The sequence below is a fragment of the Planktotalea sp. genome, assembly GCF_018607995.1.
Taxonomy (GTDB): domain Bacteria; phylum Pseudomonadota; class Alphaproteobacteria; order Rhodobacterales; family Rhodobacteraceae; genus Planktotalea.
This window is the reverse complement of record NZ_JABBAL010000030.1, coordinates 84,144-108,106: the sequence shown is the minus strand read 5'-3', so window position 1 is coordinate 108,106 and position 23,963 is coordinate 84,144. Positions and strand designations below refer to the sequence as shown.

Annotated in this window: 25 protein-coding genes and 1 pseudogene; 14 read left to right on the top strand and 12 right to left on the bottom strand. The window is 52.3% G+C overall.

Annotated features, from left to right (window positions below; translation table 11 throughout):
• Positions 1 to 2: 2 nt before the first annotated feature.
• Positions 3 to 692, top strand: a complete 690-nt coding sequence (phoB, locus tag QZ280_RS11760) for a phosphate regulon transcriptional regulator PhoB (RefSeq protein ID WP_293444470.1) — start codon at positions 3 to 5, stop codon at positions 690 to 692.
• Between the two features lie 3 nt (positions 693 to 695).
• Here the strand turns inward: phoB and QZ280_RS11755 are convergent, their stop codons facing one another.
• On the bottom strand, positions 696 to 1,613 hold the full coding sequence (locus QZ280_RS11755) for a LysR substrate-binding domain-containing protein (protein WP_293444468.1): 918 nt from the start codon (positions 1,611 to 1,613) through the stop codon (positions 696 to 698).
• Between the two features lie 118 nt (positions 1,614 to 1,731).
• Here QZ280_RS11755 and QZ280_RS11750 point away from each other — a divergent pair, with 118 nt between their 5' ends.
• Positions 1,732 to 2,955 (top strand): acyl-CoA dehydrogenase, encoded by a 1,224-nt coding sequence (locus QZ280_RS11750; protein ID WP_293445168.1) that lies wholly within the window; start codon positions 1,732 to 1,734, stop codon positions 2,953 to 2,955.
• Between the two features lie 239 nt (positions 2,956 to 3,194).
• Complete coding sequence (gene aroQ, locus QZ280_RS11745; protein ID WP_293444466.1) at positions 3,195 to 3,626, top strand: type II 3-dehydroquinate dehydratase; 432 nt, start codon at positions 3,195 to 3,197, stop codon at positions 3,624 to 3,626.
• Between the two features lie 818 nt (positions 3,627 to 4,444).
• Here the strand turns inward: aroQ and tsf are convergent.
• The 3 genes from tsf to lipA all read right to left on the bottom strand — a co-directional run bounded on the left by tsf (position 4,445) and on the right by lipA (position 7,316).
• Positions 4,445 to 5,320 carry a translation elongation factor Ts gene (gene tsf, locus QZ280_RS11740; RefSeq protein ID WP_293444464.1) on the bottom strand — a complete coding sequence of 292 codons (876 nt, stop codon included), beginning with the start codon at positions 5,318 to 5,320 and terminating at the stop codon, positions 4,445 to 4,447.
• A 71-nt stretch (positions 5,321 to 5,391) separates the two neighbouring features.
• Positions 5,392 to 6,174, bottom strand: a complete 783-nt coding sequence (gene rpsB / locus QZ280_RS11735) for a 30S ribosomal protein S2 (protein WP_293444462.1) — start codon at positions 6,172 to 6,174, stop codon at positions 5,392 to 5,394.
• Between the two features lie 197 nt (positions 6,175 to 6,371).
• Positions 6,372 to 7,316, bottom strand: coding sequence for a lipoyl synthase (lipA, locus tag QZ280_RS11730; RefSeq protein WP_293444460.1), 945 nt, complete (start codon positions 7,314 to 7,316; stop codon positions 6,372 to 6,374).
• A 254-nt stretch (positions 7,317 to 7,570) separates the two neighbouring features.
• On the opposite strand from lipA, the gene QZ280_RS16395 reads away from it, so the two are divergent.
• Positions 7,571 to 7,705 carry a DUF6477 family protein gene (locus QZ280_RS16395; RefSeq protein ID WP_365734739.1) on the top strand — a complete coding sequence of 45 codons (135 nt, stop codon included), beginning with the start codon at positions 7,571 to 7,573 and terminating at the stop codon, positions 7,703 to 7,705.
• A gap of 1 nt (position 7,706) precedes the next feature.
• Here the strand turns inward: QZ280_RS16395 and QZ280_RS11725 are convergent, their stop codons facing one another.
• A complete protein-coding gene (locus QZ280_RS11725) occupies positions 7,707 to 9,251 on the bottom strand; it encodes a trimethylamine methyltransferase family protein (protein WP_293444458.1) in 1,545 nt (514 codons plus the stop codon).
• 200 nt (positions 9,252 to 9,451) lie between these two features.
• Entirely contained in the window at positions 9,452 to 9,679 is a 228-nt protein-coding gene (locus tag QZ280_RS11720; RefSeq protein ID WP_293444456.1) for a hypothetical protein, read from the bottom strand.
• A gap of 210 nt (positions 9,680 to 9,889) precedes the next feature.
• On the opposite strand from QZ280_RS11720, the gene guaA reads away from it, so the two are divergent.
• The 6 genes from guaA to QZ280_RS11690 are packed head-to-tail and all read left to right on the top strand — an operon-like array spanning position 9,890 to position 16,122.
• Positions 9,890 to 11,464, top strand: coding sequence for a glutamine-hydrolyzing GMP synthase (guaA, locus tag QZ280_RS11715; protein ID WP_293444454.1), 1,575 nt, complete (start codon positions 9,890 to 9,892; stop codon positions 11,462 to 11,464).
• Between the two features lie 27 nt (positions 11,465 to 11,491).
• Positions 11,492 to 12,376, top strand: coding sequence for a DMT family transporter (locus QZ280_RS11710; RefSeq protein ID WP_293444452.1), 885 nt, complete (start codon positions 11,492 to 11,494; stop codon positions 12,374 to 12,376).
• Between the two features lie 31 nt (positions 12,377 to 12,407).
• Entirely contained in the window at positions 12,408 to 13,319 is a 912-nt protein-coding gene (locus QZ280_RS11705; RefSeq protein WP_293444450.1) for a DMT family transporter, read from the top strand.
• 36 nt (positions 13,320 to 13,355) lie between these two features.
• Positions 13,356 to 14,222, top strand: coding sequence for an ATPase (locus QZ280_RS11700; RefSeq protein ID WP_293444448.1), 867 nt, complete (start codon positions 13,356 to 13,358; stop codon positions 14,220 to 14,222).
• A gap of 39 nt (positions 14,223 to 14,261) precedes the next feature.
• Positions 14,262 to 15,179: a homoserine O-succinyltransferase gene (gene metA / locus QZ280_RS11695; protein ID WP_293444446.1), complete on the top strand. Its 918-nt coding sequence runs from the start codon at positions 14,262 to 14,264 to the stop codon at positions 15,177 to 15,179.
• The gene (locus QZ280_RS11690; protein ID WP_293444444.1) at positions 15,172 to 16,122 is read left to right on the top strand and encodes an alpha/beta hydrolase; all 951 of its coding nucleotides are present in this window, start codon (positions 15,172 to 15,174) and stop codon (positions 16,120 to 16,122) included. The genes metA and QZ280_RS11690 overlap by 8 nt, the downstream gene beginning before the upstream one ends.
• A gap of 133 nt (positions 16,123 to 16,255) precedes the next feature.
• Here QZ280_RS11690 and QZ280_RS11685 read toward each other — a convergent pair.
• From QZ280_RS11685 to QZ280_RS11660, 6 genes and pseudogenes are all read right to left on the bottom strand, one after another.
• Positions 16,256 to 16,374 (bottom strand): annotated as a pseudogene (locus tag QZ280_RS11685) (IS3 family transposase); the annotation flags it as partial.
• Between the two features lie 111 nt (positions 16,375 to 16,485).
• Positions 16,486 to 16,977 carry a 30S ribosomal protein S9 gene (gene rpsI / locus QZ280_RS11680; protein WP_293444442.1) on the bottom strand — a complete coding sequence of 164 codons (492 nt, stop codon included), beginning with the start codon at positions 16,975 to 16,977 and terminating at the stop codon, positions 16,486 to 16,488.
• A 2-nt stretch (positions 16,978 to 16,979) separates the two neighbouring features.
• Entirely contained in the window at positions 16,980 to 17,441 is a 462-nt protein-coding gene (rplM, locus tag QZ280_RS11675; RefSeq protein ID WP_040779219.1) for a 50S ribosomal protein L13, read from the bottom strand.
• A 157-nt stretch (positions 17,442 to 17,598) separates the two neighbouring features.
• Positions 17,599 to 18,687, bottom strand: coding sequence for a PLP-dependent aminotransferase family protein (locus tag QZ280_RS11670; RefSeq protein ID WP_293444437.1), 1,089 nt, complete (start codon positions 18,685 to 18,687; stop codon positions 17,599 to 17,601).
• A 108-nt stretch (positions 18,688 to 18,795) separates the two neighbouring features.
• Complete coding sequence (locus QZ280_RS11665) at positions 18,796 to 19,686, bottom strand: DMT family transporter (RefSeq protein WP_293444435.1); 891 nt, start codon at positions 19,684 to 19,686, stop codon at positions 18,796 to 18,798.
• Entirely contained in the window at positions 19,683 to 20,102 is a 420-nt protein-coding gene (locus QZ280_RS11660; protein WP_293444433.1) for a PaaI family thioesterase, read from the bottom strand. Before QZ280_RS11660 ends, QZ280_RS11665 begins: the two co-directional genes overlap by 4 nt.
• 47 nt (positions 20,103 to 20,149) lie before the next feature.
• On the opposite strand from QZ280_RS11660, the gene QZ280_RS11655 reads away from it, so the two are divergent.
• From QZ280_RS11655 to trmFO, 4 genes are all read left to right on the top strand, one after another.
• The gene (locus QZ280_RS11655) at positions 20,150 to 20,950 is read left to right on the top strand and encodes an enoyl-CoA hydratase (protein WP_293444431.1); all 801 of its coding nucleotides are present in this window, start codon (positions 20,150 to 20,152) and stop codon (positions 20,948 to 20,950) included.
• Between the two features lie 328 nt (positions 20,951 to 21,278).
• Positions 21,279 to 22,247: a cytochrome c peroxidase gene (locus QZ280_RS11650; RefSeq protein WP_365734617.1), complete on the top strand. Its 969-nt coding sequence runs from the start codon at positions 21,279 to 21,281 to the stop codon at positions 22,245 to 22,247.
• An 11-nt stretch (positions 22,248 to 22,258) separates the two neighbouring features.
• A complete protein-coding gene (locus tag QZ280_RS11645; RefSeq protein WP_293444429.1) occupies positions 22,259 to 22,558 on the top strand; it encodes a hypothetical protein in 300 nt (99 codons plus the stop codon).
• Positions 22,559 to 22,597: 39 nt separating this feature from the next.
• The gene (gene trmFO, locus QZ280_RS11640) at positions 22,598 to 23,941 is read left to right on the top strand and encodes a methylenetetrahydrofolate--tRNA-(uracil(54)-C(5))-methyltransferase (FADH(2)-oxidizing) TrmFO (protein ID WP_293444427.1); all 1,344 of its coding nucleotides are present in this window, start codon (positions 22,598 to 22,600) and stop codon (positions 23,939 to 23,941) included.
• Positions 23,942 to 23,963: the final 22 nt, after the last annotated feature.

The following is a 23,963-nucleotide window of genomic DNA, read 5'->3' as shown; positions in this document are numbered from 1 at the left end:
GCATGAACGCGGTTCAACCTTGTATTCTAGTGGTTGAAGACGAAGCCGCGCAGCACGAAGTCCTGTCCTATAATTTGGAAGCGGAGGGTTACCGCGTTCTCCAAGCTGAAAGTGGCGATGAAGGCCTGTTGCTCGCGCGTGAAAACGTGCCCGACCTGATCATTCTGGATTGGATGCTGCCTGAGATGTCGGGGATCGAGGTTTGTCGGCAGGTTAAATCAGACACGACCACGAAAGCCATCCCGATCATTATACTCTCCGCGCGCTCTGAGGACGTGGATAAGGTGCGTGGCTTGGAAACAGGGGCGGATGATTACGTTGCAAAACCCTATTCTGTGAAAGAACTGATGGCGCGCGTGAAGGCGCAATTACGGCGCACGAGACCTGCCGCCCTTGGTGCGCAATTGGTGTTTGAGGATATCATTTTGAACGGTGAAACTCACAAAGTGACCCGTGCAGGTGTTGAGCTAAAACTCGGTCCAACCGAATACCGATTGCTTAGCCAATTCATGGAAAAACCCGGCCGCGTTTGGCCGCGAGAGCAATTGCTGGACCATGTTTGGGGCCGCGATGCATTTGTGGACACACGCACCGTCGATGTGCATGTGGGACGCTTGCGCAAATCCCTGACAGCCGAAGGCGGAGCTGATCCTATTCGCACGATTCGTGGGGCAGGGTATGCGTTCGGCTAAAGCCTAGCGCGGCAACCAGTCCTCGCCTTCGGCCTGCGTTGAGATCCAGTCACGAAACACCGCCAAGGTCGGGTTTTGCGCATTGCGGTTCGGCCAAACCAAATAATACGCCCCAATCGAACGTGTGGGCCCACCAAAAGCAGTGATAAGGCGGCCCGCACGCAGTTCTTGTTCCGCAATAAAATCGGGTAGTAGCGCAATGCCAAGCCCATGGATCGCGGCTTGAGTGATGGTTGAAAATTGATCGAACTGCGCGCCCGCAAGACTGGGCGGTGGCGCATTGTGGGAGGCAAGCCATCTGCGCCATGCCTCTGGTCGCGTCTCGATATGCAGCAAGGGCAGGGTGCAGAGCGCCTCTGCGCTATCTAGCGGCAGGCGGTCCAAAAAATCGGGTGCACAAACAGGGATGAGGGTTTCTTCGCGCAACAAGATGCTTTGACACTCATCCCAATGACCATTCCCATAGTGAATGGCTGCATCAAAAGGCTCAGCTTGAAATTGCACCGCTTTCATGCGCGTAGACAGATTCACGGTCACTTCTGGATGAAGCCCCGCAAACTGCGCTAAGCGCGGCACTAACCAACGCATGCCAAAGCTAGGCAGAATAGCCAGACTGAGACCACCAGCACCCGGTTGCACATGAAGCTGCATCGCAGCTCGCGTAATCTGCGCGAGGGCCGTGCGAACCTCACTGGCATAGCGGGCACCTGCGTCTGTCATATACATACGACGCTTTTCGCGCGTGATTAATGGTGCGCCAAGCTGCTCTTCCAGAATCTGCAATTGCCGCGATACAGCACTTTGCGTCAGCGATAACTCCTCTGCCGCTGCGGTGGCCGTGCCGAGGCGATCGAGCGCCTCCAGCGCACGCAAGGACGATAGCGAAGGCAGATATCGTCGGGGCAAGAATGTTGCAGGCATATTCTAAAAACTCATGAAGTTGTGCAATACTCTTGTTAGCGTCTTTCAAGAATTGCGTCTATACAAGAGCTTGAATATGGCCAGTCGGCCCAGAAACCGGAGTGGATAGATGAACGAAATGTCAGCGAATGCACCAGCTTTGCGCGCGAAAGATCAACCAGACTTGAGCAATTTTCAGTGGGATGATCCGTTCCGTCTGTCGGAGCAACTTAGCGAAGACGAACGCATGATTGCAGATAGCGCACGCGCCTATGCGCAGGAAAAACTATTGCCGCGGGTACTAGAGGCTTATGTCGAAGAAAAGACTGATCCTGAAATTTTCCGCGAAATGGGTGAGATGGGTCTGCTTGGCACGACGATCCCAGAAGAATACGGCGGTCTTGGTGCTGGCTACGTCAGCTACGGTCTTGCTGCGCGCGAAGTGGAGCGTGTGGATAGCGGATACCGCTCTATGATGTCAGTGCAATCGTCCTTGGTGATGTATCCGATTTACGCCTATGGCTCTGAAGCGCAGCGCAAGAAATACTTACCAAAATTGGCAAGTGGCGAATGGATCGGCTGCTTTGGATTGACCGAACCTGACGCAGGCTCTGATCCCAGTGGTATGAAAACACGCGCTGTGAAAACTACGACGGGGTATAAGATCACAGGCTCTAAAATGTGGATTTCCAACAGTCCAATCGCGGATGTGTTCGTGGTCTGGGCGAAATCGGAAGAGCATGGTGGCAAGATCCGCGGTTTCGTGCTTGAAAAAGGCATGTCAGGTCTGAGCGCGCCAAAGATTGGCAACAAGCTGAGCCTGCGCGCGTCTATCACTGGTGAAATTGTCATGGACAATGTCGAAGTCGGCGAAGATGCGTTGTTGCCGAATGTGCAGGGTCTGAAAGGTCCGTTTGGCTGTTTGAATCGTGCGCGTTATGGGATCAGCTGGGGCGTGATGGGGGCTGCGGAATTCTGCTGGCACGGAGCGCGTCAATATGGGCTTGATCGCAAGCAATTCGGAAAGCCTTTGGCGCAAACACAGCTGTTCCAGAAAAAGCTCGCCGATATGCAGACAGAGATCGCCTTGGGTCTACAGGCCAGCCTGCAGGTAGGTCGCTTGATGGACGCCGCTAACGCTGCGCCAGAAATGATCTCGATTGTGAAGCGTAACAACTGTGGAAAAGCTCTTGATATTGCACGCATGTCTCGGGACATGCACGGCGGCAATGGCATCTCGGCAGAATTCGGCGTTATCCGTCATATGGTGAACCTCGAGACGGTAAATACCTACGAGGGCACACATGATGTGCACGCGTTGATCCTTGGTCGCGCACAAACTGGCTTACAGGCGTTCTTTTAAGCTTAATGAAGTGAGCAGGTTGCGACGCATATTTAATGTCGCAGCCTTCTAATTCACAATGCGCGAACAGTTTAGTAGGCGGGCTTAGATGGACATTGGATACTGACTGTATAATGCGTATAATCAATATTATGTAAACTTTTTATCTAGGGAAAGCTTAGAAAAACTAGGTTTTCCCCTCTAGACACTGGATGCCTGACTGCGGCACACTCATCGTTGAACAAATGAGACCGAGTAAAATGCGCGTATTGATCCTGAATGGGCCTAACCTGAATTTGTTGGGCACAAGACAACCCGAGGTTTATGGCGCGACCACGCTCAAGGACATTGAACAGATGTGCCACGCGCATGCGCCGGAGGCTGCGATTGCCTTCGCACAATCCAATCATGAAGGTGTAATGATCGACGCGATCCACGCTGCTAAATCCACGCAAGACGGTATCATCCTAAATGCTGGTGCGTATACGCACACATCGGTGGCGCTGCATGATGCCCTCGCCTCCGTCGAGCTGCCGTGCGTCGAGGTTCATCTGAGCAATATTCATGCGCGCGAACCGTTTCGACATCACTCCCACATTGCACCAGTTGCGATTGGTCAAATCGCGGGATTTGGCGCGCAGAGTTATCTGTTGGCGCTCGACGCTTTGCGCGCGCATTTGGCTAAAACCTAATTGAGCGAACTGCGCGCATTTCTCGAAGGCCTTACGGCCGCGCAATCGGCAGAAGATCTTTGGACCAAGCACTGCGCGAAGATGACAGAATATGGCTTTGATCGTATCAGCTACTAATTTCCGCATATCATGTCGAAAACCTTATTAGGGGATCCTGATGACTTTGTCCTTTTGACGAACCATGATCCTAAATACATGAAGCTGTTTATCGGTAACGGATTGTATCGCTATGCGCAGATGATGCGGTGCGCTTTGAACAATGTGGGTGCGTGCAGTTGGGGCCATCTCTGGGATGAGCTCGCATGCGTTAGTCTTAGCGAACGTTAGAGTCAAGTTATTGAAATTAATTAACAACATTGCGTTCTAAGAGTGAGTTTAATCAGGTTGATCACCAATGCACCCATCGTAAATATTAGCGTTCCTTCATCAATATTGTTGGCAATACTAAGAGGAAATTTTTGTTGATCTTTGATGAGTCGTATTGTCCTTTTACTTGGAGGAACGGTGTTTAGACTGACTTATCTTTTAACATTTATCTTTGGCACTGATTGCTGAGGTCATCCATTATTAGAAATAAAAGCTGTGCCCCCTTTCCCGATTTTCTTGCCCTAGTCGTTTAAAAACTTAATTAAATGGCCACTCTCGCATATCTCACGGTGGTGACTACGCCTCTCTTCTCGGTCTCGATAACTTGGGAAAGTTCGACATTGCGACAAACAAAGTCAAAAAAACAATGAGTGCTCTCACGCAATCCAAAAAAACGCCGCACAAACCAAATTGCGCGGCACTCTCTTAACTAAAGAAAAGATGAAAAGTGTTTAGCCCTTCATTGTTTTTGCAACCTCTGCCGCGAAATCCTCTTCTTTTTTCTCAATGCCTTCGCCAACTTCAAGACGCACGAATGCAGTGATGTCGACGCCAGATTCTTTCGCGGCTTCAGCAACAGTCAGGTCTGGGTTGATCACAAACGCTTGGCCCAAAAGCGTGCTCTCTGCGAGCCACTTTTTCATGCGACCCACGATCATTTTCTCGATCACTTGCTCAGGCTTGCCGGACTCGCGTGCGATATCCATCTGAACTTGCTTCTCTTTCTCAACGATTGCTGGGTCCAGATCTGCCTCGGACAAAGCCGCTGGATTTGCCGCCGCGATGTGCATCGCTACCTGCTTGCCGAACGCTTCGTTATCGGCGGACAGACCAACGAGAACGCCGATTTTGCCCATGCCAGCTGTCGCTGCGTTGTGCACGTAGGACACGACAGCAGGCGCTTCGACTGCGGACATGCGACGCAGGGACATATTCTCGCCAATCGTCGCGATCTTGTCTGTAAGAACCTCAGAAACAGGCTTGCCGCCCATATCCGCGCCTGCGAGTGCTTTTACGTCGGACACGCTCATTGCAACTGCCGTGATACCGCCAACCATCTCTTGGAATTCTGCGTTTTTACCAACGAAGTCAGTTTCGGAATTCACTTCGACTGCAACGCCTTTGCCGGCGTCAACCGCAACAGCCACAAGACCCTCTGCTGCCGTACGACCGGACTTCTTTGCCGCTTTCGCGAGGCCCTTGGTGCGCAACCAATCGATTGCTGCCTCCATGTCGCCGTCAACTTCTGTGAGTGCTTTTTTCGCGTCCATCATGCCTGCGCCGGATGCGTCGCGTAATTCTTTAACCATGGCTGCTGTGATTGCCATTTTCATATCTCCTAAAATGGGGAAAACGAGGGCGGGGTGGTCCCTGCCCTCGCTCAATAAATACTTAAGGCTTAGCTTGCAGCTGGTGCTTCAGGTGCTGCTTCGGCTACGACTTCTTCAACAGGTGCTTCTTCCATCGCGCCAAGATCAACACCAGCGGCGCCAAGCTGAGCAGACATGCCGTCAAGCGCAGCACGTGCCGCGAGATCTGTATAAAGTGCGATTGCGCGTGCCGCGTCGTCGTTGCCCGGGATGATGTAGTCGATGCCATCAGGTGAGCAGTTGGAGTCAACAACAGCAACAACAGGGATGCCGAGCTTGTTGGCTTCTGCGATTGCCAATGCTTCTTTTTTCACGTCGATGACGAAGATGAGGTCAGGAACGCCGCCCATTTCGCGGATACCGCCGAGGGATGCCTGAAGTTTACCTTGGTCGCGCTCCATGCCGAGGCGTTCTTTCTTGGTCAGACCTTCAAAGCCTGTCTCGAACTTCTCGTCGATGGACTTAAGACGGTTGATCGACTGAGAAACTGTTTTCCAGTTTGTCAGCGTTCCACCCAACCAACGGTGGTTCATGTAATACTGTGCGCACTGCTCAGCTGCTGCTGCAACCGGTGCTGCTGCCTGACGCTTTGTTCCAACAAACAAGATGCGGCCGCCCTTAGCGACGGTGTCACGGATAGCGTTCAACGCTGCGTCGAGCATTGGAACGGTCTGTGTAAGGTCCATGATATGTATGCCATTACGCGCGCCGTAGATGAACGGACCCATACGTGGGTTCCAACGCTGCGTTTGGTGGCCGAAGTGTACGCCTGCTTCAAGCAGTTGGCGCATGGTGAACTCTGGTAGAGCCATGTGAGTCTTCCTTTTTCCGGTTTCGCCTTGGTGGGGGTGATGAACGAATGTTCAAACCGGCGGACATTTTGAGGATTTCTCCCTCAAAAGCCCAACCCCACCTGAGGAATTTAATAGCGTGCGTTTATGACAGCTTGAGATACTGCGCAAGACCTTTACGCTGTGCGGGTGTCAATTTTTCTAGAAAAAATGGTAGTTCAACCAAGTTTTGCAGCGCGGGCATCGCGCAAGCGCGCGAAATCATCGCCCGCATGGTACGAAGAGCGTGTCAAAGGTGTGGCTGAGACCATCAAAAACCCCTTGCCCCAGGCTGCCTTCTCGTAGGCTGCGAACTCCTCAGGCTCGACAAAGCGTGCAACGCCATGGTGCTTGGGCGTGGGTTGCAAATACTGACCAATGGTCAGAAAATCCACGTCAGCGGCACGCATGTCGTCCATAACCTGTTGAACAGACTGCTTATCTTCGCCCAGACCAACCATGATGCCCGACTTTGTGAAAATCGTCGGATCCATCTCTTTCACGTGCTGCAACAAACGCAACGAATGAAAATAGCGCGCACCGGGGCGTACGGTCGGGTAAAGGCCCGGGACGGTTTCGAGGTTATGATTGAACACATCGGGACGGGCTTCAACGACCGCTTCAACCGCGCTCACAGGGCACTTTAGGAAATCAGGTGTCAGAACCTCAATCGTTGTTTCGGGTGCGCGGTGGCGCACAGCGCGAATGGTCTGCGCAATATGTTCGGCACCGCCATCAGCCAGATCATCCCGGTCCACAGAGGTGATCACAACATGGTTCAAACCAAGCGTTTCAACCGCATGGGCCACCCTGCCAGGTTCAAACGCGTCCAAAGCATCAGGCTTACCCGTCGCTATGTTACAAAACGTACAACCGCGTGTACAAATGTCGCCCATGATCATCATGGTCGCGTGACCTTGGTTCCAGCATTCACCTACATTCGGGCAACTCGCCTCTTCGCAGACTGTCACCAGCTTGTTCTTGCGCAAAATATTGCGGGTTTCTTTATATCCAGCACCGGTGGGCGCTTTCACGCGAATCCAGCTTGGTTTCTTGGGCTGCGCATTGTCAGGACGATGGGCTTTTTCTGGGTGACGTTGGTCGGGAATTTTAAGATCGCGCATCGTAAAGCCCTCTCAAGCATAGAAACGAAAAGAGTGTTGTCGATGGTTTAGCACACATTCCTGCGTTTGCCAGCGGCGCAAATGCATAGCTGGGATGCGCTCTCCACAGGTCCTAGGCAACCAAATGGTGCTCGTTTTCACGAAGCGCCGTTAGATCAACTCTCTGCATGGGAGGATACAGGGGGTCGACTTTTGACTTTGAGTTACCCGATCAAAACATCACCCAATTAGGTCTCCTAAAATTGTAATAAAAGCTGCAAAGCGATCCTGAGAAACACCAAAATAGTCTACGAAAAACGCGCGATTATGTTTACAGTGCCGCGCATCATATAGAAAAATTAATTGCCCTCATCGCCGAAAGCCGGCGCTTCGCGAACCAGTCCGGATAGCTTAGACGAAAGCGTCTGGCATAGAGGCTTTCCTGTCCTCAACATAAGCGGTTAGCGCGGCTAAGATTTCCGGATCAAGAGCTGGTTGTTGGTAGGTGGCCAACATCTGTGCCACCCGCGCGCTTGCAAGGGTTTGAGTGTCGCGCGCGCCTTCGTCATACCACGTCTCAAATGGTTTATAATCAAAGACATCCGTGCGCCAGAACGCACTTTTAAAGTTGGCTTGCGTGTGCGCGCAGCCAAGGTAATGTCCGCCGGGGCCTACTTCGCGAATGGCATCCATTGCCTGGGCATTCTCGTCAATCTCAACTCCGCGCGCTATATGATGCAAAATTCCTAACTGATCCGCATCCACCACGAATTTCTCAAAGGATGAGACCAGCCCACCTTCAAGCCAGCCGCAAGAATGCAGCATAAAGTTTACGCCACCAAGCAGCGCTGCGTTATGGGTGTTGGCTGTTTCATACGCGGACTGCGCATCGGGCAATTTCGACCCGCAAAGCCCCCCGCCAGAACGGAACGGCAGACCCAAACGCCGTGCAAGTTGACCGGCACCGTAAAGAATATGGCTGGCCTCTGGTGTGCCAAATGTCGGAGCGCCAGAGTTCATGTCAATCGAGGTCACAAAGGCGCCTGCAATGACTGGCGCGCCTGGGCGAATGAGTTGGCTATAGGCGATTCCTGCGAGCAGTTCCGCTAAAACTTGTGTCAACGTGCCTGCAACCGAAACGGGTGCCATCGCGCCACCAACGATGAAGGGCGAGATGATGCAGGCTTGGTTGTTCTGCGCATACACCTCCAAAGCGCCCATCATGATATCATCGAACGTCATCGGTGAGTTAATATTGATGAGCGAGGTCATCACTGTGTTTTCCTGAACAAACTCTTTGCCGAACAGAATTTCACACATCTCGACGCTATCTTGCGCGCGGCTTGGATCGGTGACGGAGCCCATGAACGGTTTATCACTGAGCGTCATGTGCGCGAGCAACATATCAAGATGGCGCTTGTTCACGGCGACATCTGTCGGTTCGCAAACTGTGCCACCAGAGTGGTGCAACCACTTGGACATATAGCCGAGTTTAACAAACTTCTGAAAATCATCCATCGTTGCGTAACGACGGCCACCTTCTGCGTCGCGCACGAAGGGCGGGCCATATACAGGGGCGCAGACCAACGTGTTGCCACCGATAACCACGTTGCGCTCAGGATTGCGCGCGTGCTGGGTAAAGCTCGACGGCGCGGTCTTGCAGAGTTCGCGCGCCAAACCTTTTGGAATGCGCACGCGCTCGCCCTCGATGGTCGCGCCTGCCGCGCGCCAAAGCTCAAGCGCTGCAGGGTTGGAGACGAAATTTACACCTACTTCTTCAAGGATTTTCTCGGCATTTGCCTCGATTACATCCAGCGCGGATTCGCTCAGAACTTCATAGTTCGGGATATTGCGCTCGATGTATTTGGCGGTGTCAAAGCTAACGGATGTGCGTTCTGCCCGGCGTGCTGCGCCGCCACCTCCACGGGTTCTACGTGTGCGTGCTGCTTCGGCCATACCTTTGATCCTTACGTTTGAAGGGTGCTGACAATGTGAGGCTTTGATAAGCAAACTTTCTGCGCTCGCACCGCGGGTTTGCGGCCTTTGCGGTGGAAAAGCGACCTTTGGTGCGAAATCAGAAGCGCTGATACACGATCTGGACCAAGCAGAGCCTGCGACGGGTGAACATATTTCAAACAAAATACCGTCTGGATCGCTCACGAATGAAACGGTTTGCCCACACGGCATCTGCGTCGGTTCTTTTGCGAAACCGCGCCTGCCTCCACTGCGGTTTTTAACGCTCGCTCAACATCATTGGTTTCAAACGCAATCTCGAACACGGGTTTGAACGGATCAGCAACGCCAAAGTCTTTGCTTGTTTTTGCGATCAGTTCTTTCGCGGCGAAAGCCAGTTTTGTTTCGCCCGTGACAATCACCACCTTCATGGATAAAGCCGCGTGTTAGGCCAAAGGCTGCCTCGTAAAGGTTCATGCTTTTAGCGAATTTTTAACTTGAAGAATAGTGTAGCGAGGTTTCAAATTGTTGTCCTGTCGATGTATTCGACGTGATTTTATTCAGATATTTGTCCCCTGTATCGCAAATTTTGGTAGGGCATCCGAATTGACCTCTGTCGCGCCCTGCCCTAGAGCACAGATATGACAGATATATCCCATGACCGCCTTCTCATCGTCGACTTTGGTAGCCAAGTCACACAGCTTATCGCGCGTCGTTTGCGCGAGCTAAATGTTTACTGTGAAATTCACCCCTTTCAAAACGTGACCGATGCGTTTTTGGCGAATTTTGCGCCGAAAGCGGTTATTCTTTCGGGCGGTCCTGATAGTGTGACACGCGAAGGCTCGCCGCGCGCCCCCGAAAGCCTCTTTAAGTACGGCGTGCCCGTATTAGGCATTTGCTACGGCCAGCAAGTCATGATGCAACAGTTGGGTGGCGAGGTCGACGGCGGCAAGATTTCTGGCGGTGGTGGGACTGCTGAATTTGGCCGCGCGTTTGTGACACCTCAAAACACATTGGCTTTGCTTGAGGGTTGGTTCGCAGAGGGCAACGAACAAGTCTGGATGAGCCACGGCGATCACGTCAGCGCACTCGCGCCAGGGTTTGAGGTCTTTGGCACCTCCCCTAATGCGCCCTACGCGATCACCGCGGATGCCGCACGCAATTTTTACGCGGTGCAGTTTCATCCTGAAGTGCATCACACGCCGAACGGCGCGAAATTATACGAGAACTTTGTACGCCTTGCTGGATTTACAGGCGACTGGACGATGGATGCATATCGCGATCAAGCGATCGAGGCGATCCGCGCACAAGTTGGCGACAAGAAAGTCATTTGCGGTCTTTCGGGCGGCGTTGATAGTTCTGTCGCGGCAGTGCTTATTCATAAAGCGATTGGCGATCAATTGACCTGCGTATTCGTGGATCACGGCTTGCTGCGTAAGGGCGAAGCGGATGAGGTCGTGTCGATGTTTCGCGACAACTACAACATTCAGTTCATTCACGCAGAAGAGCAGGAATTGTTCCTGGGCGAGTTGGATGGGCAAGACGATCCAGAAACTAAGCGTAAGATCATTGGCCGTTTGTTCATTGATGTGTTTCAGAAATACGCGGGCCAGATTGACGGTGCAGAGTTCCTAGCGCAGGGCACGCTCTACCCTGATGTGATTGAAAGTGTGAGCTTTTCTGGTGGTCCGTCCGTCACTATTAAGTCACATCATAATGTGGGTGGCTTGCCCGAAAAGATGGGTTTGAAGCTGGTCGAACCTTTGCGTGAGTTGTTCAAGGACGAAGTGCGCGCGCTTGGCCGCGAGCTTGGCCTACCAGCCTCTTTCATCGGCCGTCATCCTTTCCCGGGTCCAGGACTGGCCATTCGCTGCCCTGGCGAGATCACCCGCGCAAAGCTTGATATCCTACGCGAAGCAGATTCGGTCTATATCGATCAAATCCGCAAGCATGGCCTCTATGATGAAATCTGGCAGGCTTTCGTTGCGATTTTGCCTGTGCGCACTGTTGGCGTGATGGGTGACGGGCGTACCTATGATTTTGCTTGCGCCTTACGCGCCGTGAACTCAGTTGATGGCATGACGGCGGATTACTACCCGTTTAGCCACGAATTTCTTGGCGAAACGGCGACGCGGATCATTAACGAAGTGCCGGGGATCAACCGTGTGACCTATGATATTACGTCCAAACCACCCGGTACTATTGAGTGGGAATGATACCCCCAAAGATAGTTTAGAGACAAGATGAAGGACACGCTTGCCCCCGAACTGCGCGCGGCGCTTTGGATGATCGGCTCAATCTTGTCGTTTTCCTTCATGGCGGTTGCGGGGCGTTGGCTGGCGGAGGGGTATGATACCTTCGAGATCATGCTCTATCGTTCTTTAACGGGCATCATGATAGTCTTTTTGTTTGCGGCGTTTTTCGGGACTCTGAACGATTTGAGCCCGGGATCTGCCCCTACCCATGTGATCCGTAATTTGTTTCACTTCGCTGGGCAAAACTTGTGGTTCTACGCAATCACGGTCATCCCATTGGCGCAGGTCTTTGCGCTTGAGTTTACTTCCCCCATCTGGATCTTGATTCTCTCGCCTATCTTCTTGGGCGAACGCATGACGCGTCCGCGTATAGTGGCGGCAGTATTAGGTTTCATCGGCATCTTGATCGTCACACGTCCCGGGGCAACGCCGCTGAATGCAGGTATTGTGATGGCAGCGATTGCCGCGATTTGTTTCGCGCTGACGGGGCTGTTAACCAAGCGATTGACGAAGACGGAAAGTCTGACCTCAATCTTGGCGTATCTCACTGTGACACAGGCCGTTTTTGGACTGATCTGCGCCGGATTAGATGGCGATATTCGCTTGCCAACAACAGAAAGCGCACCGCTTTTAGGTTTGGTCGGCCTCGCTGGTTTAATCGCGCATTTTTGTCTGACCAAAGCGCTGAGCATTGCACCTGCGACCGTTGTCATGCCGATAGATTTCACCCGTCTACCGTTAATTGCTGTGGTTGGTATGTTGGTCTTTGGCGAAGCGCTTGATATTTGGGTGTTCGTGGGGGCCGCGCTCATATTTGCGGGCAACTATTATAATATCTGGTCAGAGACCCGCAAAGCGCGGATTTCGGATTGAGCCAGCGTGTGCTAAGCTGCAATGGGTTCCCATGATACAAAGTAAAGACATATCCCCCCTCGCTTGGATGCTTATGGGCGTTTTGGGTTTGATTTGGGGCGGCTCGTTCCTGTCCATTCGGATTGCGCTTGATGAGATCGGGTTTCTGACCTCTGTGGCGCATCGCACGGGTTGGGCCATGTGTCTGTTGTGGCTTTATGTGTGGCTGCGTGGCATCCCAATCCCACGTTCGCGCGAGGTGTGGATCGGGTTTCTTGGGATGGGCTTGCTCAACAATGCAATCCCTTTTTCATTGATGGCTTGGGGTCAATTGACCATCGAGAGCGGCCTCATTTCCATTTTCAACGCAGGGACCGCGATTTTTGGCGTGGTTCTCGCGTCTTTGTTTTTTGCAGATGAAACCTTAAGCCTTCGAAAACTGCTGGGTGTCATCATCGGGTTCTGCGGTGTAGCCACAGCCATCGGGTTTCGGCATCTTATGAGTTTCGATTTGCGCTCCCTAGCGCAATTGGCAATCATAGCTGGTACGATTTCATATGCTTTTGCAGGGATATGGGCACGTAAACGTCTAAGCTGCCTGCCCCCCGAAGTTGCGGCTGCAGGAATGCTCACAGGCGCAACCATAATCATGCTCCCTGCTGCTTGGATCATTGAGGGGCCGATCACGCTTGCACTTGCACCCATCACATGGCTTGCCATCTGCTACTTTGTGGTGATCGCGACAGCGATGGCCTATCTACTGTATTACCGCATCCTTGCATTAGCGGGTAGCGGTAACTTGATGTTGGTAACCTTGCTCGTGCCGCCAATAGCGATCGTACTTGGCGCGGTATTTTTGGGCGAATCCTTGCATCCGCGCGCTTATCTTGGGTTTGGATTGCTGGCCGTCGGTTTGCTTATTCTCGATGGACGCGCCGTTGACGCCTTTCGCCGCGCAAAGTAGCAAGGCGGTATCGTTAGTTGCGCAAAGGACCGCCACATGCTTTATCCCACTGCGCAAGCTTGGCGCGACGCTCCTCACAAACGCGTTTTGATCTTCGCGATGTCGGGTCTTGGTAAAACCCATGTGTCCGAAATGCTCGCCGAACAAGGCGACTGGTTTCACTACTCCGTGGATTATCGCATCGGCACGCGCCAAATGAACGAACATATCATCGACAATCTCAAACGCGAGGCGATGAAAACACCCTTCCTACGCGAGATGTTGATGCAGGATCTGATCCATTTTGGCGTTAACGTGCATGATCACGATCTGCGCCCAGTTGCAGCCTATTTGGGTAAACCGGGCAACCCCGATCAAGGTGGCCTGCCGCTCGCAGAGTATCAGCACCGCCAAGATCAATTCCGCAAGGCAGAGATTTCGGCGTTGAAAGACACAGCGCATTTTATTGAACGCGGCCAATCAATCTATGGCTATGACAATTTTATCTGCGACACTGGCGGGTCTATTTGCGAATGGGTTGATCCGAATGACCCAAATGATCCATTGCTAAGCAAGCTGGCCGAGGACTGCCTGATGGTGTGGATCAGAGGTGGTGATGCGCATACGGACGCCCTCGTTGCACGCTTTGATAAAAAGCCGAAACCGATGTCCTATCAGCCCGAATTCTTGAAGCGTGTTTGGGATGAATACCTCAACGATAACAATATGAAAGAGATCGATGTTGATCCAGATGGGTTTGTGCGTTGGACCTATGCACAGGCCCTTGCACACCGCCAGCCGCGCTACGCCAAAATGGCGCAAAACTTTGGAATAACCGTAGATGCGTGCGCGTGGGAAACCATCACCTCCGAGGCCACATTCGTAGATGTGATCGCCAACTCCCTTGCTGCACATCAGCCCTAGACCTATCTACCTCATTAAAATCAAAGAAAGTCCGGTGCGATGCCGATAAAACTCCCTGCTGACCTTCCTGCCTATGACGTGCTTCAGCGAGAAGGCGTGATGCTTGTCTCCGAGGACGAAGCAGCGCGTCAGGACATCCGCCCTTTGCGGATTGCTTTGCTGAACCTGATGCCTAAGAAGATCCAGACGGAAAACCAGTTTGCCCGCCTCATTGGCGCGACGCCTTTGCAAATCGAACTCTCCCTTATCCGTATGAGCGAACACAAAACGCGCAATACAGCGGCGGAACATATGGCAAGCTTTTATCGACCATTTTCCGAGGTGAAGGATGAGAAGTTCGACGGCTTGATCATCACTGGTGCTCCGATCGAGCATTTGGAATTCGACGAGGTCACCTATTGGGAAGAACTACGCGAGGTTTTTGCATGGACTCAGACCCATGTACATTCCACATTTGGCGTTTGTTGGGGCGGCATGGCGATGATCAATCATTTCCACGGCGTTCAAAAACATATTTTGGATCACAAGCTGTTTGGCTGTTATCGCCATTCGAATTTGGCATCCGCGTCACCTTATTTGCGTGGCTTTTCAGATGATTGCGTAATCCCCGTAAGCCGATGGACAGAGATGCATCAAGCCGAGATTGATCGGAACACCGACCTCACCACACTGTTGTCGAGCGATGACGCAGGCCCGTGTTTGGTAGAAGATCCAAAGCACCGTGCGCTTTATATTTTCAATCATTTCGAGTATGATACAGGCACGCTTAAGCAAGAATACGACCGCGATGTTGTGGAGGGCGTGTCGATCCATGTGCCGATGAATTACTACCCCAATAATGATCCAACACAACCGCCGCAGAACCAGTGGCGCAGCCACGCGCATCTGCTGTACGGCAACTGGGTGAATGAAATCTATCAATCAACCCCCTATGATGTGACGGAAATTGGTGGGTAAGACTCTGATCATTACAGGTTTTATCCTCATCGCATTTGCGGCGATAACGCTTTGGCGCGCAAACGTCCGTGAGGCTGCTGCGGAAAAGGCCTACCCGCCTGAGGGCCAAATCATCGAGGTAAACGGTTACAAGGTCCACGCAGTTGTGCGTGGCGAGGGGCCGGATCTAGTGCTGATCCACGGTGCGTCAGGCTCTACTCGCGACTATACTCATACGCTGGTCGCTCAGCTTGAGAGAGACTATCGAGTGATCGTGTTGGATCGGCCTGGTTTTGGTTACACGCCGCGACTTCACAAACACGGCGAGAGCCTTGAGGAACAAGCAGCGCTGCTTTCGGCAGCAGCTGCAGAACTCGGCGCAGATCACCCTATCGTGTTGGGCCAATCCTTTGGCGGCGCGGTCGCGCTCGCATGGGCCGTGCATCACCCCGATACTCTCTCTGGACTGATCTTGCTCGCCGCGCCTTCCAATATTTGGAGCACGCCCATCGACCCGCTCTACCGTGCAACATCGTCCTTTTGGGGAGCACATCTTTTAGTGCCGATCCTGACAGCGTGGGTGCCAAAATCTTATGTTGCCTACGCCCTTGAGGGAGTTTTCGAACCTCAAGGTGCACCAGAAGGCTACGCGCGTCATTTCGGCCCTGGCATCACATTGCGACGCAAAACGATGGTTGTGAACGCGCGACAACGCGTTCGTTTGCTGCCCGATATCAACACGCTAATCCCGAGATACGGTGAAATATCGGTGCCAACAGAGCTGCTTCACGGCGACGTGGACACGATTGTCAGTCTATCCATCCATTCCGAGCTGTTGGTCAATCAAATAGAACATGCCAATCTTACGGTGCTGAAAGGTATAGGGCATATGCCACAACACGTGTCGCAACCTGAGGTCTTCTCTGCAATCTCCCGGGTCGCTGCGCGTGCGCGATTGCAGTAATTGCGCAGTAATCCTTATTCCGATCCACATCCTTACAAGCGAGGCTAATTTGGTGCTTAAGGGAGAAACCATCAGCAGCCTTTTCAATCTCAGGTGAAACAGGTGGAAAAGCTTTAATAGTGCGCTCTTGGTCGCGCACATGATTGATGTAGGCACGTCTGTTCGAGTGGCTCAGAAGTTTCCCGATGCGGCCTCCCTCAAGATCAACTTATCCAACGTCAGGTCAGAAACTGCACGCCGGAGGCGCTCATTAAACCATAACGTCAACATACACAGCGTCTACTACAATTCTGCTACAAATAAAAAAAAGGGCTGCGAAATACGCAACCCTTTGTTTTGTATGGTAAATTCGAAGGTTCGAACTTAGCGTTTAGAGAATTGGAAGCTACGGCGCGCTTTACGCTTACCAGGCTTCTTACGTTCCACAACGCGACTGTCGCGTGTGATAAAGCCAGCTGCTTTCAAAGCACCGCGCAAGGAGGGATCATAAAGCTGCAAAGCTTTAGAGATACCATGCTTTACCGCGCCCGCTTGACCGGACAGACCGCCACCTTTAACCGTCGCCATGACGTCGAACTGATCTTCAACGCCCGCAACTGTGAACGGCTGACGCAGAATCATTTGTAAAACCGGACGCGCGAAATATGCAGCCATTTCTTTACCGTTAACGACAACTTTGCCGGAACCTGGCTTGATCCAAACGCGGGCAACCGCGTCTTTACGCTTACCGGTCGCATAGGAACGGCCTAGCTCATCACGGACGGATTCGCGCAAAGTAGCAGCTTCTACAACCGCTGTTTCAACGCCTTCGGCAACTGCGCCGAGCTCTTCGAGAGAATTTACTTGATCAGCCATGATTATACCCGTGTGTTCTTGGAGTTCATGGACTTCACATCCACAACTTCTGGGTTTTGTGCTTCATGCGGGTGCTCTGCACCAGCGTACACACGCAGGTTCGTCATTTGCTGGCGGGACAAAGGACCGCCTGGCAGCATGCGCTGAACCGCTTTGGTCATCACGCGCTCTGGGTAATCACCCTCAAGCAATTGACCTGCCGTGCGGAACTTGATGCCGCCCGGGTGGCCCGTGTGCCAGTAATACTTCTTGTCTGTGCGCTTCTTGCCGGTCATCTGCACTTTTTCAGCGTTGATGATGATGACATTGTCGCCCATATCCATGTGCGGCGTGAAGGTGGCTTTATGCTTGCCACGCAAGCGCATAGCAACAATCGAAGCGAGACGGCCCAAAACAACGCCTTCAGCGTCGATAATGATCCATTTCTTTTCGATGTCTGCTGGCTTTGCAGAGTAAGTTTTCATCGACATATACCTTATAGGTCTTTTCTAATCACGTGACGCAGCAATGACCGCGTCGAATAGAGGCGTTATAAGCACTCGAATTTTCACGTCAAGCGTCCTTAATCTGATATAATCAAACAAAAACAGCATCTTAAAAATTAGGTATAATGATACCCCATCAAACACCGATCCGTTCTGGCGGAGAATCTAGTAAATCCCTCAAACGCAGCATCGCTCTTTCAAAATGATCATGCGCGATTTGGGCATTTATTGCGATGCGCACTGCTTGAGGGGCGCGTGCTTCGCGCCCTGCAAAATCTTCTGCGGGGCGAATTTGAACCTTCTCGCTTTCGGCGGCTTGGCAAAAGGCCGACGCTCGCCACCCTTCGGGAAGCTTTAACCACACAAATGGCACATCCTCATTCCATGTTAAGTCATAACACCCCAAGGTATTCACACAGGTCTGCACATATTTTCCGAAAACCTCGTTCACCTTAGAAGCATATTCAGCGGCTTGCGGATCGACCAAAAGACGTTCTGCTAGATCTGCCAAGGGGATCGCGAGGCCGAAGAATCCATGCTCTGCCGAGCGGCGCAACGCAGAAACACTTGGTTTTGGCGCGACCACAAAGCCAATGCGCAAGGCGGGCGTTAAGGTTTTCGAGATTGAGTAGACATACCAGCCTCGCTCTGGCGCGAGCATACGATAGCTCGGCGCGCGTGAAGCTCCCATGCGGTAGCAATCATCTTCGATGATCTGAATATCATTGTCTCTGGCGACCTCGACTATCTCTTCGCGCCGCTCAACGGGTGTAAACAGACCCGTTGGATTATGGACCTCCGGCGACGTACAAATGGCCTGAACATCGTGGGATTTGGCAATGGCGGCAATCGCTTCGGGGATCACGCCGCGTGCATCCATGGGCATTGCGATGACCTCTGCGCGCAACAAGGCTGCCGCCCATCGAAATCCTGCATAAAACAGTTCTTCCACCAAAACTACTGGTGTTGGACCGCTTAGAATGGATTGCAGCACAAGGCTCACCCCATTCTGTCCACCATACGATAAAACAACGTCTTGCTCATCAATGGCCCCTAACGGAGTGCCTTGCAGCCAATGCAACGTCGCCTCGCGCGCGGGCTGAAATGTTGTGCGATTAGGGTAATGCATCACGCCCGACCTCGGGTTGGCTGCCACCTGCCCCATCAAGCGTTGAATCAAAGCCCTTTGCCCAACATCCGGCAACTGTGGCGAGGTTAAGCGCACAACGTCCGGCCGCTCCTCTGCCGCGTCTAAAACGCGCTTCGGACTGTTCCAAAGTTTAACGAACCTCTTACTTCGGTGGCTTTAATGTATGTCATGGGCTGCCGCTTTTTATGCGCGCTTGCGTTCGCGCCAGATGATCAAAACACCAGCGCCCACAATCAACAAGACGCCGGGGAATAACGTATCTAGCGGCGCTTCTCCAAACAGGAGCCAGCCAAACAGGCCCGCAGTCAAAATGCCGAAATACCAGAACGGAGCCAAGACAGACGGGCTGGCAATGCGGAACGCGATCATCATTAGTAAAACGCCGATCCCGCCTATCGTCGACATAAGTAGGATTAGACCCGCATCCGTCCAGCTGTGGACCCCTGAAAACTCAGCTGTGAAAGCAGCAAGAATAATGGCTCCTATGATTGAACCGATAGAGGAATATAGATACAAAAGGGCGTTAGATGTGTTAGATCCGAACTTTCGCACACTCACCATGGCAAACGCATAGCAGGCTGCTGCCCCCACCGGCAGGATCGCGACCAAGCTGAATGCATCAGATCCAGGTCGCAAGATCCAAATGACCCCAGCGAAGCCGATGATCAAGGCCGCGATCCGCCAGATCCCCACCTTTTCGCTCAAATAGAGTACCGACAGAATGACCACAAAGAATGCGTTTGTTTGACCCAATGTGGCAACTGTCGCGAGTTCTAGCTGTGCAAGCGCCGAATAGAAGAAAAGTTGCGCCGCGGCCACCACAACACCGCGTCCTATTGCGAGTTTTGGGTTCTCAATTTTGAATGAACTTGCCTTAAAGCGCAGCTCTCCCGTCCAGATTAACAAAGCAAGTGATGGAATGATGCCAAACACGTTGCGATAAGCTGAAAGTTCTTGAGCGCTGTAGCTTGTGCTCAGGATGCGGACCAAGATCGACATGACATCAAAGCAAAGAATGGTCAGCAACAAGAGCCCTATCGCTTTGAAGCTCAACTGAGCGGTTTTAGTGCTCATCTTGGCGGAATCGCGTAGGTTAATGAGGCTCTTGCCACAGGCTCGGCCTTGCCGTCAGATTGTATCAATACATCTCCAACAGCAAGTGATCGCCCCAGCTTATGCAGACGCGCTTTTGCGATCAAATCAACGTCAGCTACGGGCTTTCGCATGAAATCTATGGAACAATTGGTGGTAACTGCCAGCGTTACAGGTCCGAGCATTGCCAAAACTGCGAGGTACATTGATACATCTGCCAGTGCGAACATGGTTGGACCACTGATTGTACCCCCGGGACGCAAATGTTTCTCCGCGACAGGCATACGCACGCTTACTTCCATCGGTTTGACGTCTTCCACGACGAAATCACCCGCCACTTGCGAAAACTCTGCACGCATCAATGCGTTTAATCCATATGCATCCAATTTGAGGTCCATGGCTTTTCTCCAGCGCTTCTAGCTTCTACAGTTTCAGCAACAACAGGATGGAGAGCAAGATGGCAATTCTAGAACGTCGCGGCACAGGTGCGGTTGCGCATCTTCATATGAATGCACCTGAGCGGCTGAACGCGCTCTCTGATGAAATGATCGCAGCGCTTCAATCGCAGTTTCATGAGTTGCGCGAAACCAACTCTGTGCGCGCGATCATCTTATCTGGCGCGGGCAAAGCCTTTTGTGCAGGACACGATTTGAAGCAAATGACGTCTGGGCGTCAAAATGCGGATAGCGGCAAGGCGTATTTCAAAGATCTCTTTGATCGATGCGCCGCCATGATGCAAAGCATCCGCGCCCTGCCCCAACCTGTTATCGCACAAGTGCATGGCATCGCGACTGCCGCGGGGTGTCAGATGGTGGCAAGCTGCGATCTTGCCGTTGCGGCGCAGGGCACGCGCTTTGGCGTGAATGGCGTGAATATCGGTTTGTTTTGTTCAACCCCAATGGTTGCATTAACGCGCAATATCCCTCGAAAACAGGCGTTTGAAATGCTGACAACCGGCGAATTTATCGATGCGGATCGTGCCGAATATTTAGGTTTGATTAACCGTGTAGTTGCGGCTGATACGCTGGCAAGTGAAACCCAAGATATGGCTGAAACCATCGCGACCAAGCTTGGGGCGGCAGTGAAAATCGGTAAATCAGCGTTCTACGAGCAAATCGAAATGCCACTGGCTGAGGCATATGACTTTACGGGCGACGTAATGGTGGAAAACATGCTCTACCGCGATACAGAAGAAGGAATTGCTGCGTTTTTGGACAAACGACCGCCAAATTGGACGCAAGACTAAGCGCGAAACAATTGATGGGCATTGGTCACTTCCATAGTGCGATTTGCTACAATGTGGAGACGATTGTGTTGGCGTCCTTTATCGTAGGCAAATGGGCTTCCGCGTGTCGAGACCGCATTAACCCTAATATTTGTAAATTTTATTGTGTCCTTTTACATCGCTGTTTCCAAAGCTGTACCGCAGTGTTTCCAATTCATCATTTGCCTGGGCCAACAGTTATACACACCCTGATCACAGACGCGTGATATTTACCGCGCGAGATGCTTCGAGTTTCAGGGATTTTTCAAATGCGCTATTTTCTTACGTCCGTCCTTTTGTTGAGTAGTACGTGCATGGCAACGGCATCCGATCTGCCAAACCCCCTAATGCCTTCCGACTTCCCTGTGCTAAATACGGAGATCGTCACACTCTGGCGTCAATTGTTTTTGATCCGGTGCTGTCTGGCAATGACGATATAGCTTGTGCAACGTGCCATCATCCTGCTTTGGGAACCGGTGATGCGATGTCTTTGTCGATTGGTGAAGGGGGGCTAGGCTTAGGTTGTCTTCGCGAAGTCGTGAATGGCAATGCTCCGAAAGCACGCATCCCGCGCAATGCCCCTGCTCTTTTCAATTTAGGTGCACGCGAATTTTCCGTGATGTTCCATGACGGTCGCGTTCAGTTAAACCGAGAGGCGATGTACGGCATCGCTATGCCTGAGGGCCGCACTTTGGAGCGGCCCGTGCCAACCGCTCTTGCTGCGCAAAACATTCTCCTGATCCTCAGCCACGATGAAATGGCGGGGCACCCTGGCGAAAACCCGATCGCTGACGCCATAGGTGCCGAAATCATTCATGGCCCGAACGGCGCATGGCAACAAATCAAAGACAAAGTTGAAGCGATTGACGAATACCGGGTGGCCTTCGACTGGATCATTGGCAAAGACCAACCGCTGCATATCACTGACATAGGCAATGCCCTGTCGCAATTCATTACCTATGAATTTCGCGCCACTGACAGCCCGTTTGATCAATATCTCAATGGCAAAGAAGACGCGTTGAGCATCGATAAGATGTCCGGAATGGCAATATGCTATGGCAAGGGTAACTGCGCCTCATGCCATTCTGGCAAGTTCCAAACCGATCATGGTTTCCACGCAATCGGCCTTCCGCAATTCAGCCCCGGCAAAGACGACGCCTATGCGGATGCGGGTCGCGGCATGATTTCCGGCGTTGAGGACGACAAATATCGTTTCCGTACCCCAAGCCTGCGCAATGTGACGCTAAGTGCACCATACGGTCACAATGGCGCATATTAGACCTAGAGGCGATGGTGCGCCACCACCTCGACCGGTTTGAAGGTCTAGGCATCTATGACCGCCGTCAAGCTGCGCTTCACGAGTTAGGTGAATCCGCTAAAGACTGGGAACCGATGGATGATCTTGCAGAAGTGCTGCGCATCGCGATGGCCGCTGAAATCGAACCTGTCGAGCTGTGTGATATCGAAATTGATTACTTCATGAGATTCCTGCGTGCGCTTGAAGATCCAATTAGCCGTCATGACCGCTTAGGTGTTCCAGTTCGCGTGCCCTCTGACCTGCCGCTCGATCCTATTTCAGACCCGAGTTAAAAGTTTGCTAATTGCCGCGTGCTGACCTACATGCGCGGCATGGATAAAACTCTACATATCATCGGCGGCGGGCTCGCTGGATCCGAAGCAGCATGGCAAGCGGCCAATTTGGGCATCAACGTCGTCATTTACGAGATGCGCCCGAAGGTGGAAACCTTTGCGCATAAGTCGAGTGACCTTGCTGAAATGGTCTGTTCCAATTCATTCCGCTCGGACGATCACGAACAAAACGCGGTCGGTTTGCTGCATTGGGAAATGCGACAGGCGGGCGGTTTGATTATGGAAATGGCGGGTGAACATCGTCTTCCTGCGGGCGGTGCTTTGGCTGTGGATCGTGAAGCCTTCGCTGCTGGTGTGACAGAAAAAATCAATAATCATGAATTAATAACTGTTGATTATGAGGAAATTACAGAGCTTCCTTCAAATGGTCATTGGATCATTGCGACGGGTCCTTTGACCTCGTCCCATCTTGGTGAAGCCATCGCCGCGGAGACCGGCCAAGACGCATTAGCCTTCTTTGATGCGATCGCCCCGATCATCTATGCCGACAGCATCGACATGAGCAAAGCTTGGATGCAATCGCGCTACGACAAAGGCGAAACCGAGGAAGAGCGCACTGCCTACCTCAACTGCCCAATGGACAAAGAGCAATACGAAGGGTTCATTGACGCTTTATTAACAGCGGATAAGGCCGAGTTTCACGAAGGCGAAACCGCGAAATACTTCGATGGCTGCCTGCCGATTGAGGTCATGGCTGAACGTGGTCGCGAAACGTTGCGGTTTGGGCCAATGAAGCCTGTTGGCCTTACCAACCCGCATCAACCAGACGTGAAAGCCTATGCCGTGGTGCAATTGCGTCGCGACAATGCGCTTGGTACGCTCTATAATATTGTAGGCTTCCAAACGAAGATGAAATACGGCGCGCAAGCTGATGTCTTTAAATCCATTCCCGGACTTGAGAATGCGATTTTTGCACGTCTTGGTGGTATCCACCGCAATACATTCCTTAACTCGCCGACCTTGCTAGACAATCAAATGCGTCTGAAATCGCAGCCGCACATCCGCTTTGCGGGTCAGATCACAGGTGTTGAGGGCTACGTTGAAAGTGCTTCGATGGGCCTCCTTGCAGGTCGACTTGCCGCCGCAGAAATCCAGGGAACACCGCTCTCTGAGCTGCCGCAAGATACGGCAACGGGCGCTTTGGTGCATCATATAACAGGCGGAGCAGAGGCAAAAACGTTCCAGCCGATGAATGTGAATTTCGGACTGTTTCGCCCCGTAGAAGGCCTCAAAGGCGGACGACGTGGTCGCACAGATCGTTACAAAGCCTACACAGATCGCGCGAAGGCTGCTTGGACTGAGTGGTTGGAGGGGCAAAGCTAGACAGGGTCGAACCCGCCCGCTA

Coding starts and splice junctions, on each gene's coding strand:
- phoB (WP_293444470.1), top strand. CDS start 3: ATGAACGCGGTTCAACCTTGTATTCTAGTGGTTGAAGACGAAGCCGCG.
- QZ280_RS11755 (WP_293444468.1), bottom strand. CDS start 1,613: ATGCCTGCAACATTCTTGCCCCGACGATATCTGCCTTCGCTATCGTCC.
- QZ280_RS11750 (WP_293445168.1), top strand. CDS start 1,732: ATGTCAGCGAATGCACCAGCTTTGCGCGCGAAAGATCAACCAGACTTG.
- aroQ (WP_293444466.1), top strand. CDS start 3,195: ATGCGCGTATTGATCCTGAATGGGCCTAACCTGAATTTGTTGGGCACA.
- tsf (WP_293444464.1), bottom strand. CDS start 5,320: ATGGCAATCACAGCAGCCATGGTTAAAGAATTACGCGACGCATCCGGC.
- rpsB (WP_293444462.1), bottom strand. CDS start 6,174: ATGGCTCTACCAGAGTTCACCATGCGCCAACTGCTTGAAGCAGGCGTA.
- lipA (WP_293444460.1), bottom strand. CDS start 7,316: ATGCGCGATCTTAAAATTCCCGACCAACGTCACCCAGAAAAAGCCCAT.
- QZ280_RS11725 (WP_293444458.1), bottom strand. CDS start 9,251: ATGGCCGAAGCAGCACGCACACGTAGAACCCGTGGAGGTGGCGGCGCA.
- QZ280_RS11720 (WP_293444456.1), bottom strand. CDS start 9,679: ATGAAGGTGGTGATTGTCACGGGCGAAACAAAACTGGCTTTCGCCGCG.
- guaA (WP_293444454.1), top strand. CDS start 9,890: ATGACAGATATATCCCATGACCGCCTTCTCATCGTCGACTTTGGTAGC.
- QZ280_RS11710 (WP_293444452.1), top strand. CDS start 11,492: ATGAAGGACACGCTTGCCCCCGAACTGCGCGCGGCGCTTTGGATGATC.
- QZ280_RS11705 (WP_293444450.1), top strand. CDS start 12,408: ATGATACAAAGTAAAGACATATCCCCCCTCGCTTGGATGCTTATGGGC.
- QZ280_RS11700 (WP_293444448.1), top strand. CDS start 13,356: ATGCTTTATCCCACTGCGCAAGCTTGGCGCGACGCTCCTCACAAACGC.
- metA (WP_293444446.1), top strand. CDS start 14,262: ATGCCGATAAAACTCCCTGCTGACCTTCCTGCCTATGACGTGCTTCAG.
- rpsI (WP_293444442.1), bottom strand. CDS start 16,977: ATGGCTGATCAAGTAAATTCTCTCGAAGAGCTCGGCGCAGTTGCCGAA.
- rplM (WP_040779219.1), bottom strand. CDS start 17,441: ATGAAAACTTACTCTGCAAAGCCAGCAGACATCGAAAAGAAATGGATC.
- QZ280_RS11665 (WP_293444435.1), bottom strand. CDS start 19,686: ATGAGCACTAAAACCGCTCAGTTGAGCTTCAAAGCGATAGGGCTCTTG.
- QZ280_RS11660 (WP_293444433.1), bottom strand. CDS start 20,102: ATGGACCTCAAATTGGATGCATATGGATTAAACGCATTGATGCGTGCA.
- QZ280_RS11655 (WP_293444431.1), top strand. CDS start 20,150: ATGGAGAGCAAGATGGCAATTCTAGAACGTCGCGGCACAGGTGCGGTT.
- QZ280_RS11645 (WP_293444429.1), top strand. CDS start 22,259: ATGGTGCGCCACCACCTCGACCGGTTTGAAGGTCTAGGCATCTATGAC.
- trmFO (WP_293444427.1), top strand. CDS start 22,598: ATGGATAAAACTCTACATATCATCGGCGGCGGGCTCGCTGGATCCGAA.